Genomic DNA, 14,945 nt, shown 5'->3' with positions numbered 1-14,945 from the left:
ATGGGGCGGCACGACGCGCTGCGACATGTGCACCGCGCTGCCTTGCGCATACGGATATTCGAACCGCAAATCAATAACCAGAAGGAAAAGGATATGGCCTGGGAGCAATTCGAACATGGCTGGCGGCGCGCGCCGGTGAGCGCGCCGGCCACGGGGCTCGTGGTGCTGATGCACGGCGTCGGCAGCAATGCGCGTGATCTGATGCCGCTCGCGGATATCTGGAGCCAAAGCCTGCCGGATGTGGCGTTCACCTCGCTCGAGGGCACCGACGCTTTCGATGGCGGCTTTGGCGGGCGTCAGTGGTTCAGCCTGCGCGACGTCGACGTGAGCAATCGCGAGGCGCGCGTTGCCGCGGCCTATCCGGCGATGCGGCGCATGCTCGAGGCGGAACTGGCGCATTGGCAATTGCCTTTCGAGCGACTTGCGTTAGTCGGGTTTTCGCAAGGTTCGATCATGGCGATGCATCATGTGGCGGCCAGCGCGGAAGGCGCGGCCGGTGTGGTCGCGTATTCGGGGCGGCTCGCCTCGGCCATCGTCGCGCACAACGGCACACCGCTCACGCTGATTCACGGTGAAGACGACGAGGTGATTCCGGTGCGGGAGCTCGAAGCCGCCGCGGACGCCTTCAGCGAGGCCGGCTACAGCGTCGACGCCTATGCCTTGCCGGGCGTCGGCCACACCATCAACGCCGACGGTGTCGCGCTCGGCCACGAGGCGCTGGAACGTGCGCTGGGCGCGCTGTCGCGCGGCTGACACGGCCCTCATTGAAAACTGGCTCTAAAGGTTCCGATCTGCTTGCCGTTATCTGGTCATAAGCATGAAAATCACCCCCGCCGCGCGGAGCGCGTAACGTCCTCAAGGGCGTGCCGAGCGGCTCGGGTGACCGGGGGCGCATTTTCCAGACTGCCTGGCAAGGGCAGATAACGACACATCAGAGCCTTCTTATGGCCAGACCGACGCCGCATTACCCGCTTTTCGATCGCTTGTTCCGTCATGCCGTGGCGGTGGACCTCGGCACGGCCAATACCCTCATTTACACCGACAACGGCGGCATCGTGCTGAATCAGCCGTCGGTCGTGTGCTTCCAGAAAGACACCTCGGACCGGCCGAAACGCGTTGCGGCAGTCGGCACCGAGGCGCGTCAGCTGCTGGGCCGCACACCGGGCAACCTTGAGGCCGTGCGGCCGATGCGCCACGGCGTGATCGCCAATTTCTCCGCCGCCGAGCACATGATCCGGCAATTCATCGGCATGGCGCGTCCGCAGCCGCTGTTCAGCCGCCGCGCTGCGTTCACCCTGTGCGTGCCGGCCGGCGCGACCCAGGTCGAGCGCCGCGCGATCAAGGAAGCGGCCGTGGCGGCCGGCGCGTGGAAAGTGAGCCTGATCGGCGAATCGCTGGCGTCGGCGGTCGGCGCGGGTTTGCCGGTCTCGGAGCCGACCGGTTCGATGGTCGTCGATATTGGCGGCGGCACGACTGAAGTCGGTGTGATCGCGCTGGGCGGCATGGCGTACAGCGGCTCTGTGCGCGTAGGCGGTGACAGTTTCGATTCGGCGATCGTGAGCTACGTGCGCAATCTGTACGGCGTGCTGCTCGGCGAGCAGACCGCTGAACACGTCAAAAAGACCATCGGCTCGGCCATGCGCGACGTGCCGTTCGAACACATCAACGCGACCGGGCGCAGCGTCGACGACGGCCTGCCGCGCACGGTCCAGTTGAGCAACCACGACATTGCCGATGCAATCGAAGGGCCGCTGCGCCAGGTGATCGGCGCCGTGAAGCGCGGGCTCGAAGAGGCGCCGGCCGAACTGGTGACGGACATCGCCAATCACGGCATCGTGCTGACGGGCGGCGGTGCGCTGCTCGGCAACCTGAGCCGCCGGTTGAGCAACGAGATCGGCCTCGAGGTCCGCGTCGCGGACGAACCGCTGACCTGCGCGGTGCGAGGCGCCGGCGCGGCAGCCGCCGCTGGCTTGCTCGGCGAAAGCGCCTACGAATGATCCGGCACGGCACGCTCTGCGTTGCCGTTGCAAGCGCCGTCCGGCGGCAATCCATCAGTCCGGGCGGCAACCGTGGCGCGAAGCCGGCCTGCCACGCGCATTGGCCGGCCGTGTGACAATACGCCTTCACGTCCCAATTGCAGGGATGTGTAAGCGCTTCTTTTCCCCTATCGTTTCTCGTGCGCGCCGCAGTATTCGGGCGTCGCCGCACTGTCCGCGAACCACTCGTGAATCAATCTGTTTCCGCTTCGCCTCCGCCGTCGTCTTTCTCTTTCATCGAACTGCAAAGCGGTTTGCGCATGCCTTACGTGGAAGCCGGTGAGGGTGAACTGCTGCTGTTCGTGCATGGGTCGTTGTGCGACTACCGCTATTGGCAACCGCAACTCGCGGGACTGTCGAAACATTACCGTTGTGTCGCGGTGAGTCTCACGCACTACTGGCCGGTGACCGATACCGGGCCCGGCCTGCCGTTCAGCTGGAGCCAGCATGCGGACGAAGTGGCGGAATTCATCGAGCGCTTCGGCGCGGGGCCGGCGCATGTGGTGGGACATTCACGCGGCGGTTGCGTGGCGTTTCATTTCGCGCGGCGCCATCTCCAGCACGTGCGCACGTTGACGCTCGCCGATCCGGGCGGCCCCTTGCAAATCGCGGGCCGCCCGGCTGCGCGTTTACCGGAGACGGTCAACGCACTGCGCGCGAAGGCGGCGCAACTGATCGAAAGTGGTGAAGTGGAAGCGGGTTTGCAACTGTTCGTGGATTCGGTCAGCCGGCCCGGCTTCTGGGCCATGAGCACGCCGGGCTTTCGCCAGATGGCGACCGACAACGCGCACACGCTCGCGCGGCAGTTCCGCGATCCGCTGCCCGCGTATGAGCCCGAGGAAGCCGCCGAGGTGCGCTGCCCGGTTCTGCTGATCGACGGCGAGAAGAGCCCCGACATGTTCCGCCGTACCGCGGCCGCGCTGCAAACGTGGTTGCCGGAAGCGCGCCGCGAAACGGTGCGCGGCGCGTCGCACGGAATGAACCTCGCGCATCCGTCGGCGTTCAATCGCTATGTCGACGAGTTTATTCGCGCCATGAGCGCGTCATGAACGCAGCATCAGCGCACCATCAGCGCGCCGTGAATACAGCATGAGCGCGTCATGAACGCGCCACGAGATCCAACTCAGGATCTCGGGCCTTGCGGTGCGCGTCTTTATCGAGCGCGCGCTCGGCCGCTTCGCCGACGAGGCCGTGGTAATACAGGTGCACGCCGATCGCGAGCGAGTCGTTGCGAATTTCGTGGAAGGTTTTCCACGCCTTCGCGGGATCCTTGAACAGCAGGTAGTGCGCCTCTGCGGCGATCAGATCCGCGACTTCATGCAGCCCGTGACCGTGCAGCACGTTCACCAGCGTATCGAGGCTGCGGTGAGTGCGCGCGTCGGTACGCGGGTAGAGCATATGCAACACCGCCACGTCTTGCGTCTTGAGCGCCGCGGACAACGCAACCACGATGTCCTGGTGATTCAGCGCGGTGACGTTGTTGTCCTCGGTGTGGACATGATCCGGAAACAGCGTTTCGAGAGAGGCATTCATTGGGTCCATCCTGTTCTTCTGGCTGATTAAAAAAGGCCCGCCGTAGCATGGCGGGCCAAAAACAGCATGTGTTCGCAGGGGAAGCAAAACACGAAGCCAGTATCGCAGATGCCTTCATGCCGGCGCAGCCTGGCTGCCGCAAAACATTGTTGCTCCAGACGATTCAACTTTCATTTTGCTGTCATTGACCGCTCGCCTGCGGCGTCTTTCCACGTGGCCTGTTTACGCGCGTTTCAGGTCAACGGCCGGCACATTTGGGCACGTTCAGGCAAATGAATGTTGCGTCTGCCGAGATGGATTGTTGCTGGTACCTATCACAATCCACGGGTGTGCGGACCGTAGAATGCGAAGCGGAGCCTGAGCATGCCAACGAGCCATATCACGTTATGACGATCGAGCATGCCGGCATGTGTGCGACGTGAAAGTAAAAGGAATGTGGTGATGAATTCGAAGACACACGCAACGCTGAGCTTCTCCGACAGCGTCCAGACTATTGACTTGCCGATTTACCAGGGCTCGCTCGGCCCGGACGTGATCGACATTCGCAAGCTATACAGCCAGACCGGCAAGTTCACGTATGACCCGGGTTTCATGTCGACGGCGGCGTGCAACTCCGAAATCACTTATATCGACGGCGACAAGGGCGAGCTGCTGTACCGCGGTTATCCGATCGACAATCTGGCGCAGAACGCCGACTTCCTCGAAACCTGCTACCTGCTGCTCAAGGGTGAGCTGCCGAACGCGCAGCAAAAAGAAGAGTTCGTGAAGCACGTCACGAATCACACGATGGTGCACGATCAGATGCACTTCTTCTTCCGCGGTTTCCGTCGCGACGCACACCCGATGGCGATTCTGGTCGCCGCGGTCGGCGCGCTATCGGCGTTCTATCACGACTCGCTCGACATCACGAACGAACAGCACCGTGACATCTCCGCGATCCGCATGATCGCGAAGCTGCCGACGCTGGTCGCGATGGCCTACAAATACACCGTGGGCCAGCCGTTCGTTTATCCGAAGAACGACCTCTCGTACAGCGCGAACTTCATGCGCATGATGTTCGCCAATCCGGCGGAAGAGTACGAAGTCAACGACGTGCTGGTGCGCGCGCTCGACCGTATCCTGATCCTGCATGCGGACCACGAGCAGAATGCGTCGACCTCGACCGTGCGTCTGGCCGGTTCGTCGGGCGCGAATCCGTTCGCGTGTATCGCAGCCGGTATCGCGTGTCTGTGGGGCCCGGCGCACGGCGGTGCGAACGAAGCCGCGCTGAATATGCTGGAAGAAATCGGCTCGGTCGACAACATCCCCGAGTTCATTGCCAAGGTGAAGGACAAGAACTCCGGCGTGAAGCTGATGGGCTTCGGTCACCGCGTCTACAAGAACTACGATCCGCGTGCGAAGCTGATGCGCGAAACCTGCCACGAAGTGCTGGAAGAACTGGGCCTGCACGACGACCCGCTGTTCAAGCTGGCCATGGCACTGGAAAAGATCGCGCTGGAAGACGAGTACTTCGTGTCGCGCAAGCTGTACCCGAACGTCGACTTCTATTCGGGCATCGTGCAGCGCGCGCTGGGCATCCCGACCTCGATGTTCACGTGCATCTTCGCGATGGCGCGTACGGTGGGCTGGATTGCACAGTGGAACGAAATGATCGCCGATCCGGAACAGAAGATCGGCCGCCCGCGTCAGCTGTTCGTGGGTGCAACGCAACGCGAAGCCAAACCCCTGGCCCAACGTTAAAGCGTCGAGGCTGCCACCCGCCTCACGCCCGCGCGGCGCTCCCACGAGGGGCGCCGCGCCCCCGTCTCTGCACGTCCTGTGCCACGGTAAAAAACCGAAACTCTCCTGTGATAAGTTCGTCTGACGCGCACAGACCCTCTACAATCGGAAGCGGCCGGGCAGTGCCCCCGCGGCGGCCGGAAGAGATACTGTACGCACACGCGAACCCATAGGAGCGACCCTGATGCAGCAGCCAGAAGCCCTCGGCGGCCTGTCCCACTCGGGCGGAATCGATCACCGCGAACCCGAGCCGGACGGCGTATTCATCCCGACGGAAAATCTCAACGTTGCGAGCGCCACCCAGCATGTGCTGAAGTCTGGCGACACGTTTATCGTCAACGATCCCCTTGGCGATATCACCGGCCACGACGACGGCCTGTTCGTCAACGACACCCGCGTTCTCTCGCAACTGCGCCTGACCTTCGGCGGGCGCGCGCCGTCGCTGCTGTCGGGCAGCGTCAGCAGCGACAACACTTCGTTCACCGCGCATCTGACCAACCGCCCGTTGCCGCCGCTAGGCGGCAACAGCACCCCCGAAGGCGTGATTCACGTCGAGCGCGTGCGCGTGCTGTCGGGCACGGTGCTCAACGAAGCCATCGAACTCACCAACTACGGCACGAGCGACGCCGTCGTGCCGCTGTCCATCTCCTTTGCCAGCGACTTCCGCGACATGTTCGAAGTGCGCGGCCTGAAACGCGACAAGCAGGGCCGAATTGAACCGGCGCGCGTCGAGCATGGCGAAGTGCTGCTCGGCTATATCGGCCTCGACGACGTGGCGCGCAATGTGCGCATTGCCTTCTCGCCGGAACCGGACAAACTCTTTGCCGACCGCGCCGACTACTCCGTCAACCTGCCGGCGCAAGCGTGCGTGTCGATCTATCTGTCGGTGGCCGTGCAGGTGGTCCCGCAGACGGACAAGCCCCGTGCTGGCGTTTCCCAGCCCATGCACGCTTTGAGCGAGTCCCACCTGTCGCAAATCGACGCGGAGCGCCCTCGGGTTGGCCGCGCGGCCGTGCGCGCCGCGCTCGTCGACGCTCACCTCGTGATGCGCGAGCGCCGTCGCGTCACCGCGCGCGTGCGTTCGAGCAATCCGCTCTTCAATGCGTGGATCGACCGGTCGCTCGCCGACCTCGGCCTGCTGACCACCGACCTCGCGACCGGCCCGTATCCCTACGCGGGCATTCCGTGGTTCTCGACCCCGTTTGGCCGCGACGCGGTCATCACGTCGCTGCAGACGCTGTGGCTGCAGCCGCAACTCGCGGCGGGCGTGCTGCGCTTTCTTGCCGAACATCAGGCGCGCGAGAGCATGCCGTTTCGCGACGCCGCGCCGGGCAAGATCATGCACGAGATGCGCAAGGGCGAAATGGCCGCCACCGCGGAAGTGCCGTTCGCGCTGTACTACGGCGGCGTCGATACCACGCCGTTGTTCATCGTGCTGGCCGGCGCCTACGCGGCGCGCACGGGCGACCTCGCGCTGATCGACGAACTGTGGCCGGCGCTCGAGCGCGCGGCGCAGTGGGTGGCCGGCGTGTGCGACAAGAACCGTTACGGCCTGCTCGATTACCAGCGCGAATCGGCGGGCGGTCTTGCCAATCAGGGCTGGAAGGACAGCCACGATTCGGTGTTTCATGCCGACGGTCATTTCCCCGACGGTCCGATCGCGCTTGTCGAAGTGCAGGCTTACGCGAGCGCCGCTTTCGACACCATGGCCCGCTTCGCCAAACTGCGCGGCCTGCACGACGCGGCCAAGAAATACAGCGAGCGCTCGAAGCACATCAAGCAGTGCGTCGAAGAAAAGTACTGGATGGACGAAGCGGGTTTCTATGGCATCGCGCTCGACGGCCATGGTGAGCTGTGCCGTGTGATGGCCTCGAATGCGGGCCACTTGCTGGCCTTCGGATTGCCTTCGCGCGAACGTGGCGAAGCGGTGGTGCGCGCACTCGACTCCGCGCTGTTCCACACCGGCTGGGGTGTGCGCACGCTGGCCGCGAGCCAGTCGCGCTTCAACCCCATGGCGTATCACAACGGCTCGGTCTGGCCGCACGACAACGCGCTGTGCGCGCGCGGCCTGTCGCGCTACGGCGGCAAGGCGTCGGCCGTGCGCCTTCTGCAGGCGCTGTTCCAGGCGGCGGTCAATTTCGACATGCGTTTGCCGGAACTGTTCTGCGGTTTTCCGCGGCGGCGCGGCGAGCCGCCTACCGCCTACCCGGTCGCCTGTCTGCCGCAGGCCTGGGCGGCGGGCTCGCCGTTCATGATGCTCGAAGCATGTCTGGGCATCACGATCGACGCCGAGCGGCGCGAAGTGCTGATCGAGCAGCCGATGCTGCCCGAAGGCATCGACTGGCTCGAAGTCGGCGATCTGCGGGTGGGGGATTCGTCGGTGTCGATCACGTTCCGCCGGATTGGCGAGAAGGTGGTTGCCTCAGCTGAACAAGGGGATGTGCGGGTGGTTGCGCTGCTCTGACTCGGGGTTTCAAGCGCCGGTAACGCGCAATCTTTAGCGGCACGAAAAAAGGACTGTCCATCTGGATGGTCCTTTTTTTTGCGGGAGGCAGGGCGCAGGGAATTGTTTGGCTTGCAGCAATAGTGATTTCACGCTATCGGCATAGAAAAAAGATAGGTCGCGCCTAAACTGGTTCTTGTCGGCGGCGCGTGCCTTACTCAATTCGCGACGCTCCTGCAAATGTGTCGGAGATTGAATCATGAAAAACAAACTGATTGCGGCATTGCTCCTTGCAGCGGCCACTTCTATCGCGGCACCTGCATTTGCCAGCGGCTACGGCCCGGCACCTTCTTATCGGCCTTCAGTAGGCGCGCCTGCGTCGCAGCGAGGACAAAGCGCGCAAACCGTTGCGGCCGAACGCAGCAATGCGGTTGGTTCCGTGAATGATTCGTACGGTGGCGTGGTTGCTTCTTCGTCGGAGTCCGGCAGCCCGCAAGTTGCAGGAGCCGTTGGTCGTTTGTACGCCGGTCACTAAGGCGGCAACTAAGGCGGCAGTGCGTTGATGATCGTAACTGCAAAGGAATGACGAACATGTTGAAGATTATTGAAGTTGCTGCGGGAGTGGGTGCGCTGATCCTGTATCTTGTGCCCTCGATGATTGCCGACGCCAGAGACCGCAAAGACGCCTTTGCGGTGACCATCGTCAATATCCTGCTCGGATGGACGGTGATCGGCTGGTTTGCTGCGTTGTTGTGGGCACAGCATCCGGTCGGAGAGCGTCGCCGGTTGACGCATTTTGCGAGGCGGGCCCAACGCGCGGTTGCAAAGGTGACCATTGACGCACTCGTTGCCCGAGTGGAAGGTCGCGCCAATGCAATCCCCGTGTTGAACCCTCACCTGGTGCCCATCGTCGCGCGTATTGCGGCGAGCACCCGCCACCATCACAAAGCTTAATTGTCCTGACGGACCAAGATTGAATTCTGGAGATTGAAAATGAATATGCCCGTTACTGAAGAACAAGTTCAAACGCTCGCGTTTTATCTGTGGGAGCAAGATGGAAGTCCCGATGGACGCGCTCAGGATTATCTGGAGAAAGCCTTGCGCCAGCTAGGTGTAGCCGATACCACCGTCGCGGCATAAGCGTTGATGGCAGCAGTACGAGAAGTCAGCGGCGAGAAAGCGGCGGCGGGCAGGGGGTGCTTAAACGGTGTTGATTTGCACGGAATCCTGACCCACCCTTCGCAGTCTCGGGACACAGAACTCGATGATTCTTCGGATCTTGAGTGGTTGCATCTTTTGTCCAACGTGTACGAGGGTGACGGGCATTGGTTCAGGCTCGAAATCCCTGAGGACACGTGTAAGCGAGCCTTCTTCGACGGCGTGGGCTGCCTGGTAGGACAGAACGTGCGTTACACCGACGCCTGCGATAGCAGCATCAATCGCGGCTTCAGCGGTATTAACTGAGAGGCGGCGGACACCAGTCTGGATGTCCGGCCGCTGGCCGCGAGTGGAGGCGAAAGACCACGTTGCCCCTGATGCGAGAGCTTCGAAGTTCACGCAGACGTGGTCTTCGAGATCCGCTGGCTTCTTGGGCCTGCCGGCGCCGGCCAAGTAGGTGGGACTTCCGCAAAGCACGCGACATACCGTATCGACTGGTGTCGAAATGAGCGAGCTATCCGGTAGATGACCGATATGGAGTGCGATGTCGATTCGGTTGTCAATCAAGTTAGCCAACGTATCGAGCATGCCGACGTCGCGGGCAGCCGCGGCGACATAGGCGCCGCCGCGAGCCAGCGCTTCGACACATGCACGCCCGATCCCGCTCGATGGGCCCGTTACCAACACTCGCTTCTCGCTCAAATCGAATTCAGCCTTCGTGACTAGACCTGCAATCTGTGCATGAATGGTTTGAGCGCCGGGTAGAGGTCCACGTAGACTTTGAAACGTTCGGCATACTTTGCGAGATGATGCGCATTGGGCCGCGCGCGCTCGACGAGAGTAGACCATCCGCCTTGCGCGACTGCGTGCGAGACGAGTCCTGCTCCGACCGCAGCCAATAATGCCGCGCCCATAGCAGCCTCCACTTCCTGTTCGATCGTGAAGACCGGATAGCCGGTGACGTCGGCGATGATCTGCATCCATAGATCCGAATGTGCCGCACCGCCGACGACAATCAGCCTGTCATCGAGCGACTGTGCGCCTTGACGACCTGCCTCGATGTTGTGCTTCAGCGCGAATGCGACGCCTTCCAGCACCGCTCGATATAGATGCGCGCGCGTGTGGACGAGATTGAGCCCGACGAATGCGCCACTCGCCTTCGGGTCCCATATCGGGCTGCGCTCGCCCATCAGGTAGGGCAGGAACGTCACGCCGTCTGCGCCGGCAGGCACGCGCGCGGCCGCCTCCTCCAGTAGCACGTGCGGATCGCCGTGTGGCAAGGTTTGCGCTGCTACGGTCTCCGCGTGACAGAACTGCTCGCGATACCATGTGACTGACGCACCTGCCGTGATCGCGCCACCGAACACGTACATGTCGCGCCGCCCGTTGAAAACGTGGGGCATGCTGACGAGACCATGCCGTGCGTCGACTTGCTGATTGATGTAACCCCAGCACATGCTGGTGCCGATCATCGCTACGTGCTGGCCTGCACGGGTGGCCCCGGCGGCAAACGTCGCGACGGCGGCATCGACGCCGCCGGCGATAATCGGCGTGCCCGGCGGCAGGCCGAGGCGCACAGTCCATTGCGACAACAAGCCCCCGACAATGTCCGTTGATTCGACGAGCCGCTCGGGCATCATCGTCGCCGGAATGCCAAGCATGTCGAGTGTCGTGCCGGACCAGTCGCGCCGCTCGACGTCGTAGACGCCGCCAATATTGCCTGCCGAGCTGTGATCGACGGCAATTTCTCCGGTCAGCAGGTAGATCACGTACGCGTTTGGCGGGAGGAAGTAGCGCGTGTTCGCCCATACGTCGGACCGATGGTCGCGCAGCCACAGCATCTTCGTGAAGCCGTAGTAGCTGTCGACGCCATTGCCGGTGATCGCGAGAAGCCGGCCGAGATCGACGTGCTCGCGCACCCAGTCGACTTGCGCGGTCGCACGGCGGTCCATCCAGATCAGGCAAGGATGCAGCGGTCGAATGTCTTTGTCGACCGGAATGCCTGAGCCGCCGTACAGACTGCTCACGCAGACCGCGCGAATCGCCGACGTCGCGATGTTCCGCTCGCGCGCCGCGTCGACGCAGCGCGCGATGCACTCGAGTACCGCATCGAACCAGACCGAAGGCCATTGTTCAGCCCAGAACGGCTTCGGCGTATCGAGCTGATAGCCGGCCGAATGCCTTGCGACAATCACGCCGTTGCGGTCGACGAGTAACGCTTTCGTGCTCTGTGTGCCAATGTCGACACCAATCACGTAGTCCATGGAGTCTCCACGATTAGACCTGCTCCGCTCCAATCAGCGAAGCTGCGCCTTGTGCGTCGGCCAGAGGATTGGCCGTCCCACTGACGGCACATCCATTCAACTTCACTATGTGAACATACTAACATCGAGTCAGCCGGCTGCCGCACCATATGCTAGCCACTCTGCCGCGAAATGCAGGTTTTCCCTATGTCACGATCGTAACATTCGTGTTCTAATCTGATATCAAGTTATCAATAAGTGTTGTGCGTCGCACAACAACGAGCCTACCTATGTTCGATGAAGCATCCAGTTCCGTGGTCGCCTGGCCGGGTCGCGCGCACGCGTCGCACGCCCGTGTCCGCAATCCCGGTGTTCAGTTCGACCTGTCGTGGATCGACTCGCTGCGCGTGAACCGGTCGGCGGTCGAGCAGCGCGTCGCGACGCTCGGCACGCGCCGGTCGGTCAAAAAGGACGCGCAGGCCGCGTGGCTGCTCAAGGCCATCACGTGCATCGACCTGACCACGCTCGCTGGGGACGACACGGCTGGCCGCGTCGAGCGTCTGTGTGCAAAAGCCCGCCGCCCGGTGCGTGACGATCTGCTCGAAGCGCTTGGGATGCAGGCACAGTCCATCACTACGGGGGCGGTCTGCGTATATCACCGCTTCGTGAGCACGGCGGTCGCGGCGCTGGCGGGCAGCGGCATTCCGGTCGCGGCCGTGTCCACCGGATTTCCTGCCGGGTTGATCCCGCATCCGCTGAAACTCAAAGAGATCGAAGCGTCGGTGGCCGATGGTGCCGCCGAAATCGATATCGTGGTGACCCGTGAGCACGTGCTCACCGGCAACTGGCAGGCGCTGTACGACGAGATGCGCGATTTTCGTGGGGCGTGTGGCGATGCCCACGTGAAGGCGATTCTCGCCACTGGCGACATCTCCACGCTGTCGAACGTCGCGAAGGCGTCGATGGTCTGCATGATGGCGGGCGCAGATTTCATCAAGACGTCCACCGGCAAGGAAGGCGTCAACGCGACGCTTGCCGTGTCGCTCGCGATGGTCCGGATGATCCGCGAGTACTTCGAGCGCACCGGCATCGAAATCGGTTTCAAACCGGCGGGCGGCGTGTCGACTGCGAAGTCGGTGCTCGAATACCAGATCCTGATGAAAGAAGAACTTGGACGGCAATGGCTCGAACCGGACCTGTTCCGTATCGGCGCATCGAGCCTGCTGGCCGATATCGAGCGACAACTCGAGCATCACGTGAGCGGCCGCTATTCCGCATTTCATCGTCACCCGGTCGCGTGACCTCGCACAACGAAGACCCCACATGAGCGTAGCTGAATATTTTTCTTCGATGGAATACGGACCTGCCCCGGAAGACGACAAGGCCGCGCGCGCCTGGCTTGCTGAGCATGCGAACGGCTTTGGCCACTTTATCGATGGCGCTTTCCGCGTGCCGGCGTCCGGCGACGGTGCTGCGACATTCGAATCCCGCGAGCCTGCGACGGGCCGTGTGCTCGCAAATATCGCGCAAGGCGACGAGGCCGATGTGAACGCGGCAGTCGCTGCCGCTCACAAGGCGCTGCCCGCGTGGCAGGCATTGGGCGGCGCGGGCCGCGCGCGGCATCTCTATGCGCTCGCACGAATGGTGCAGCGGCATAGCCGGCTCTTCGCCGTGCTCGAATCGCTCGACAACGGCAAGCCGATCCGCGAGACGCGCGACATAGACATTCCCCTTGTCGCACGACATTTCCTGCATCACGCCGGCTGGGCACAGCTTCAGGAAAGCGAACTGTCGGGCTGGACACCGCTTGGCGTCATCGGGCAGATCGTGCCGTGGAATTTCCCGCTGCTGATGCTGGCATGGAAGATCGCGCCGGCACTGGCCACCGGCAATTGCGTGGTGCTGAAGCCCGCTGAATTTACGCCGCTGACGGCGTTGCTGTTCGCAGAACTCGCGCATCGCGCGGGTCTGCCAGCGGGCGTGTTGAATGTCGTCACAGGAGACGGCCGCACCGGCGCAAAGCTGGTCGACCATCCTCAGGTCGCGAAGATCGCGTTCACCGGATCGACCAGTGTCGGCCGGCAGATCCGTGTCGCGACTGCGGGCTCGGGCAAGTCGCTCACGCTCGAACTTGGCGGCAAGTCGCCGTTCATCGTCTTCGACGATGCCGATCTGGATGGCGCGGTCGAAGGCGTGGTCGACGCGATCTGGTTCAACCAGGGGCAAGTCTGCTGCGCGGGTTCGCGGTTGCTGGTGCAGGAGGGTGTTGAAGCGCGCTTCATCGAAAAACTGAAGCGCCGGATGGAGACGCTGCGCGTCGGTCACTCGCTCGACAAGAGCATCGACATGGGCGCGATTGTCGACGAGGTGCAACGGGAGCGCATCGAATTGCTTGTCGCGCAAGGCGAGCGTGAAGGGTGTGAGATCTACCAGCCCGCACATCTGCGGATGCCTGAGAACGGCGTGTTTTTCCCACCGACGCTGGTCACCCGCGTTGCGCCCGCCTCGACGCTTGCGCAGGAGGAAATATTCGGACCGGTGCTGGTCGCGATGAGCTTTCGCACGCCCGACGAAGCGGTCGCGCTCGCGAACCATTCACGTTACGGACTGGCTGCGAGCGTGTGGAGCGAAACGATCGGCCGCGCGCTCGATATCGCGCCGCGCCTTGAATGCGGTGTCGTGTGGATCAACGCGACCAACCTGTTCGATGCGGGTGTCGGCTTCGGTGGCTATCGCGAGTCGGGCTTTGGGCGGGAAGGCGGCCGTGAGGGGATCTACGAGTATCTAAAGCCGCAGGCGTGGACCAAACTGCCGCTCCACGCGGACGAACGCGACGAGGTGAGACCCGTCGCGCAAGCCGATGTCTATCTCAGCACGATGGATCGGACCGCAAAGCTGTTCATCGGCGGCAAGCAGATGCGGCCGGACAACGGCGGCTCGCGCGTCGTGCGTGCGCCGTCCGGGGTTATCGTCGGCGAGGTGGCGGACGGTAGCCGCAAGGACGTTCGCAATGCGGTCGCAGCGGCGCGTAGTGCGGTGAAGTGGTCGCAGGCCAGCACGCATAGCCGTGCTCAGGTACTCTACTACCTGGCGGAAAACCTGTCGGCGCGCGCGGACGAATTCAGACGGCAACTCGTGATTCGTGCAGGATCGAACGAGGCCGAAGCCGAACGCGAAGTCGAGGCATCGATCACGCGGCTCTTCACGTATGCCGCGTGGGCCGACAAGTTCGACGGCGCAGTCCATTCGCCGCCGTTGCGCGGCGTCGCACTCGCCATGAACGAGCCGCTTGGCGTGCTTGGCGTGATCAGCCCGGACGAAGCGCCGTTGCTGGGTTTCGTGTCGCTGATCGCACCGGCGCTTGCGATGGGCAATCGGGTAGTCGCCGTGCCGAGCGAACGCTGCCCGTTGATGGCGACGGATTTCTATCAGGTGGTCGAGACGTCGGATGTGCCGGCGGGTGCGTTGAACATCGTCACCGGCGAACACGCGACGCTTGCAAAGGTACTTGCCCAGCACGACGACGTGGACGCGCTGTGGAGTTTCGGCGGCGCAGAATTCTCGACGCTTGTCGAGCGTGAATCGGTCGGCAATCTGAAGCGCACGTTCGTCGATCACGGGCGCGCGTTCGACTGGCACGCTGCGTCAGCAGAAGGTTTGCCGTTCCTGCGGCAGGCGGTGCAGGTCAAGAACATCTGGATTCCGTACGGCGACTGATCGCCGGCAATGACAGCCGTGGGCTCAGACCTGTAA

Annotated in this window: 13 protein-coding genes; 10 read left to right on the top strand and 3 right to left on the bottom strand. The window is 62.9% G+C overall.

Annotation, left to right across the window (positions count from 1 at the left end):
• The first annotated feature begins 93 nt into the window (after positions 1–93).
• The 3 genes from A6V37_RS02635 to A6V37_RS02625 all read left to right on the top strand — a co-directional run bounded on the left by A6V37_RS02635 (position 94) and on the right by A6V37_RS02625 (position 3,085).
• Positions 94–753 (top strand): alpha/beta hydrolase, encoded by a 660-nt coding sequence (locus tag A6V37_RS02635; RefSeq protein ID WP_064265954.1) that lies wholly within the window; start codon positions 94–96, stop codon positions 751–753.
• 191 nt (positions 754–944) lie between these two features.
• Positions 945–1,997: a rod shape-determining protein gene (gene mreB / locus A6V37_RS02630; protein ID WP_064265851.1), complete on the top strand. Its 1,053-nt coding sequence runs from the start codon at positions 945–947 to the stop codon at positions 1,995–1,997.
• A gap of 299 nt (positions 1,998–2,296) precedes the next feature.
• Positions 2,297–3,085, top strand: a complete 789-nt coding sequence (locus A6V37_RS02625; protein ID WP_064265852.1) for an alpha/beta fold hydrolase — start codon at positions 2,297–2,299, stop codon at positions 3,083–3,085.
• A 49-nt stretch (positions 3,086–3,134) separates the two neighbouring features.
• On the opposite strand, the gene A6V37_RS02620 is transcribed toward A6V37_RS02625, so the two are convergent.
• The gene (locus tag A6V37_RS02620; protein WP_064285756.1) at positions 3,135–3,569 is read right to left on the bottom strand and encodes a hypothetical protein; all 435 of its coding nucleotides are present in this window, start codon (positions 3,567–3,569) and stop codon (positions 3,135–3,137) included.
• A 441-nt stretch (positions 3,570–4,010) separates the two neighbouring features.
• Between A6V37_RS02620 and gltA the strand changes: the two genes are divergently transcribed.
• The 5 genes from gltA to A6V37_RS38580 all read left to right on the top strand — a co-directional run bounded on the left by gltA (position 4,011) and on the right by A6V37_RS38580 (position 8,931).
• Positions 4,011–5,309: a citrate synthase gene (gltA, locus tag A6V37_RS02615; protein ID WP_064265854.1), complete on the top strand. Its 1,299-nt coding sequence runs from the start codon at positions 4,011–4,013 to the stop codon at positions 5,307–5,309.
• A 223-nt stretch (positions 5,310–5,532) separates the two neighbouring features.
• Complete coding sequence (locus A6V37_RS02610) at positions 5,533–7,812, top strand: amylo-alpha-1,6-glucosidase (RefSeq protein ID WP_064285755.1); 2,280 nt, start codon at positions 5,533–5,535, stop codon at positions 7,810–7,812.
• Between the two features lie 238 nt (positions 7,813–8,050).
• Positions 8,051–8,326 carry a hypothetical protein gene (locus A6V37_RS38680; protein WP_075643395.1) on the top strand — a complete coding sequence of 92 codons (276 nt, stop codon included), beginning with the start codon at positions 8,051–8,053 and terminating at the stop codon, positions 8,324–8,326.
• 56 nt (positions 8,327–8,382) lie between these two features.
• Entirely contained in the window at positions 8,383–8,745 is a 363-nt protein-coding gene (locus A6V37_RS02605; RefSeq protein ID WP_064265955.1) for a superinfection immunity protein, read from the top strand.
• A 39-nt stretch (positions 8,746–8,784) separates the two neighbouring features.
• A complete protein-coding gene (locus A6V37_RS38580; RefSeq protein ID WP_064506451.1) occupies positions 8,785–8,931 on the top strand; it encodes a DUF2934 domain-containing protein in 147 nt (48 codons plus the stop codon).
• 60 nt (positions 8,932–8,991) lie between these two features.
• Here A6V37_RS38580 and A6V37_RS02600 read toward each other — a convergent pair whose 3' ends face one another.
• Both A6V37_RS02600 and A6V37_RS02595 read right to left on the bottom strand, forming a co-directional pair.
• Complete coding sequence (locus A6V37_RS02600) at positions 8,992–9,651, bottom strand: LysR substrate-binding domain-containing protein (RefSeq protein ID WP_064265856.1); 660 nt, start codon at positions 9,649–9,651, stop codon at positions 8,992–8,994.
• A 20-nt stretch (positions 9,652–9,671) separates the two neighbouring features.
• Positions 9,672–11,213, bottom strand: coding sequence for an FGGY-family carbohydrate kinase (locus tag A6V37_RS02595; RefSeq protein ID WP_064265857.1), 1,542 nt, complete (start codon positions 11,211–11,213; stop codon positions 9,672–9,674).
• 269 nt (positions 11,214–11,482) lie between these two features.
• Between A6V37_RS02595 and deoC the strand changes: the two genes are divergently transcribed.
• Both deoC and A6V37_RS02585 read left to right on the top strand, forming a co-directional pair.
• Positions 11,483–12,493, top strand: coding sequence for a deoxyribose-phosphate aldolase (deoC, locus tag A6V37_RS02590; protein ID WP_064265858.1), 1,011 nt, complete (start codon positions 11,483–11,485; stop codon positions 12,491–12,493).
• A 22-nt stretch (positions 12,494–12,515) separates the two neighbouring features.
• A complete protein-coding gene (locus A6V37_RS02585; RefSeq protein ID WP_064265859.1) occupies positions 12,516–14,909 on the top strand; it encodes an aldehyde dehydrogenase family protein in 2,394 nt (797 codons plus the stop codon).
• The last annotated feature ends 36 nt before the right edge of the window (positions 14,910–14,945 follow it).

Source organism: Paraburkholderia ginsengiterrae, assembly GCF_001645125.1.
GTDB lineage: Bacteria > Pseudomonadota > Gammaproteobacteria > Burkholderiales > Burkholderiaceae > Paraburkholderia > Paraburkholderia ginsengiterrae.
The sequence above is the reverse complement of the archived record's forward strand: the minus strand, read 5'-3'. Positions and strand labels throughout refer to the sequence as shown.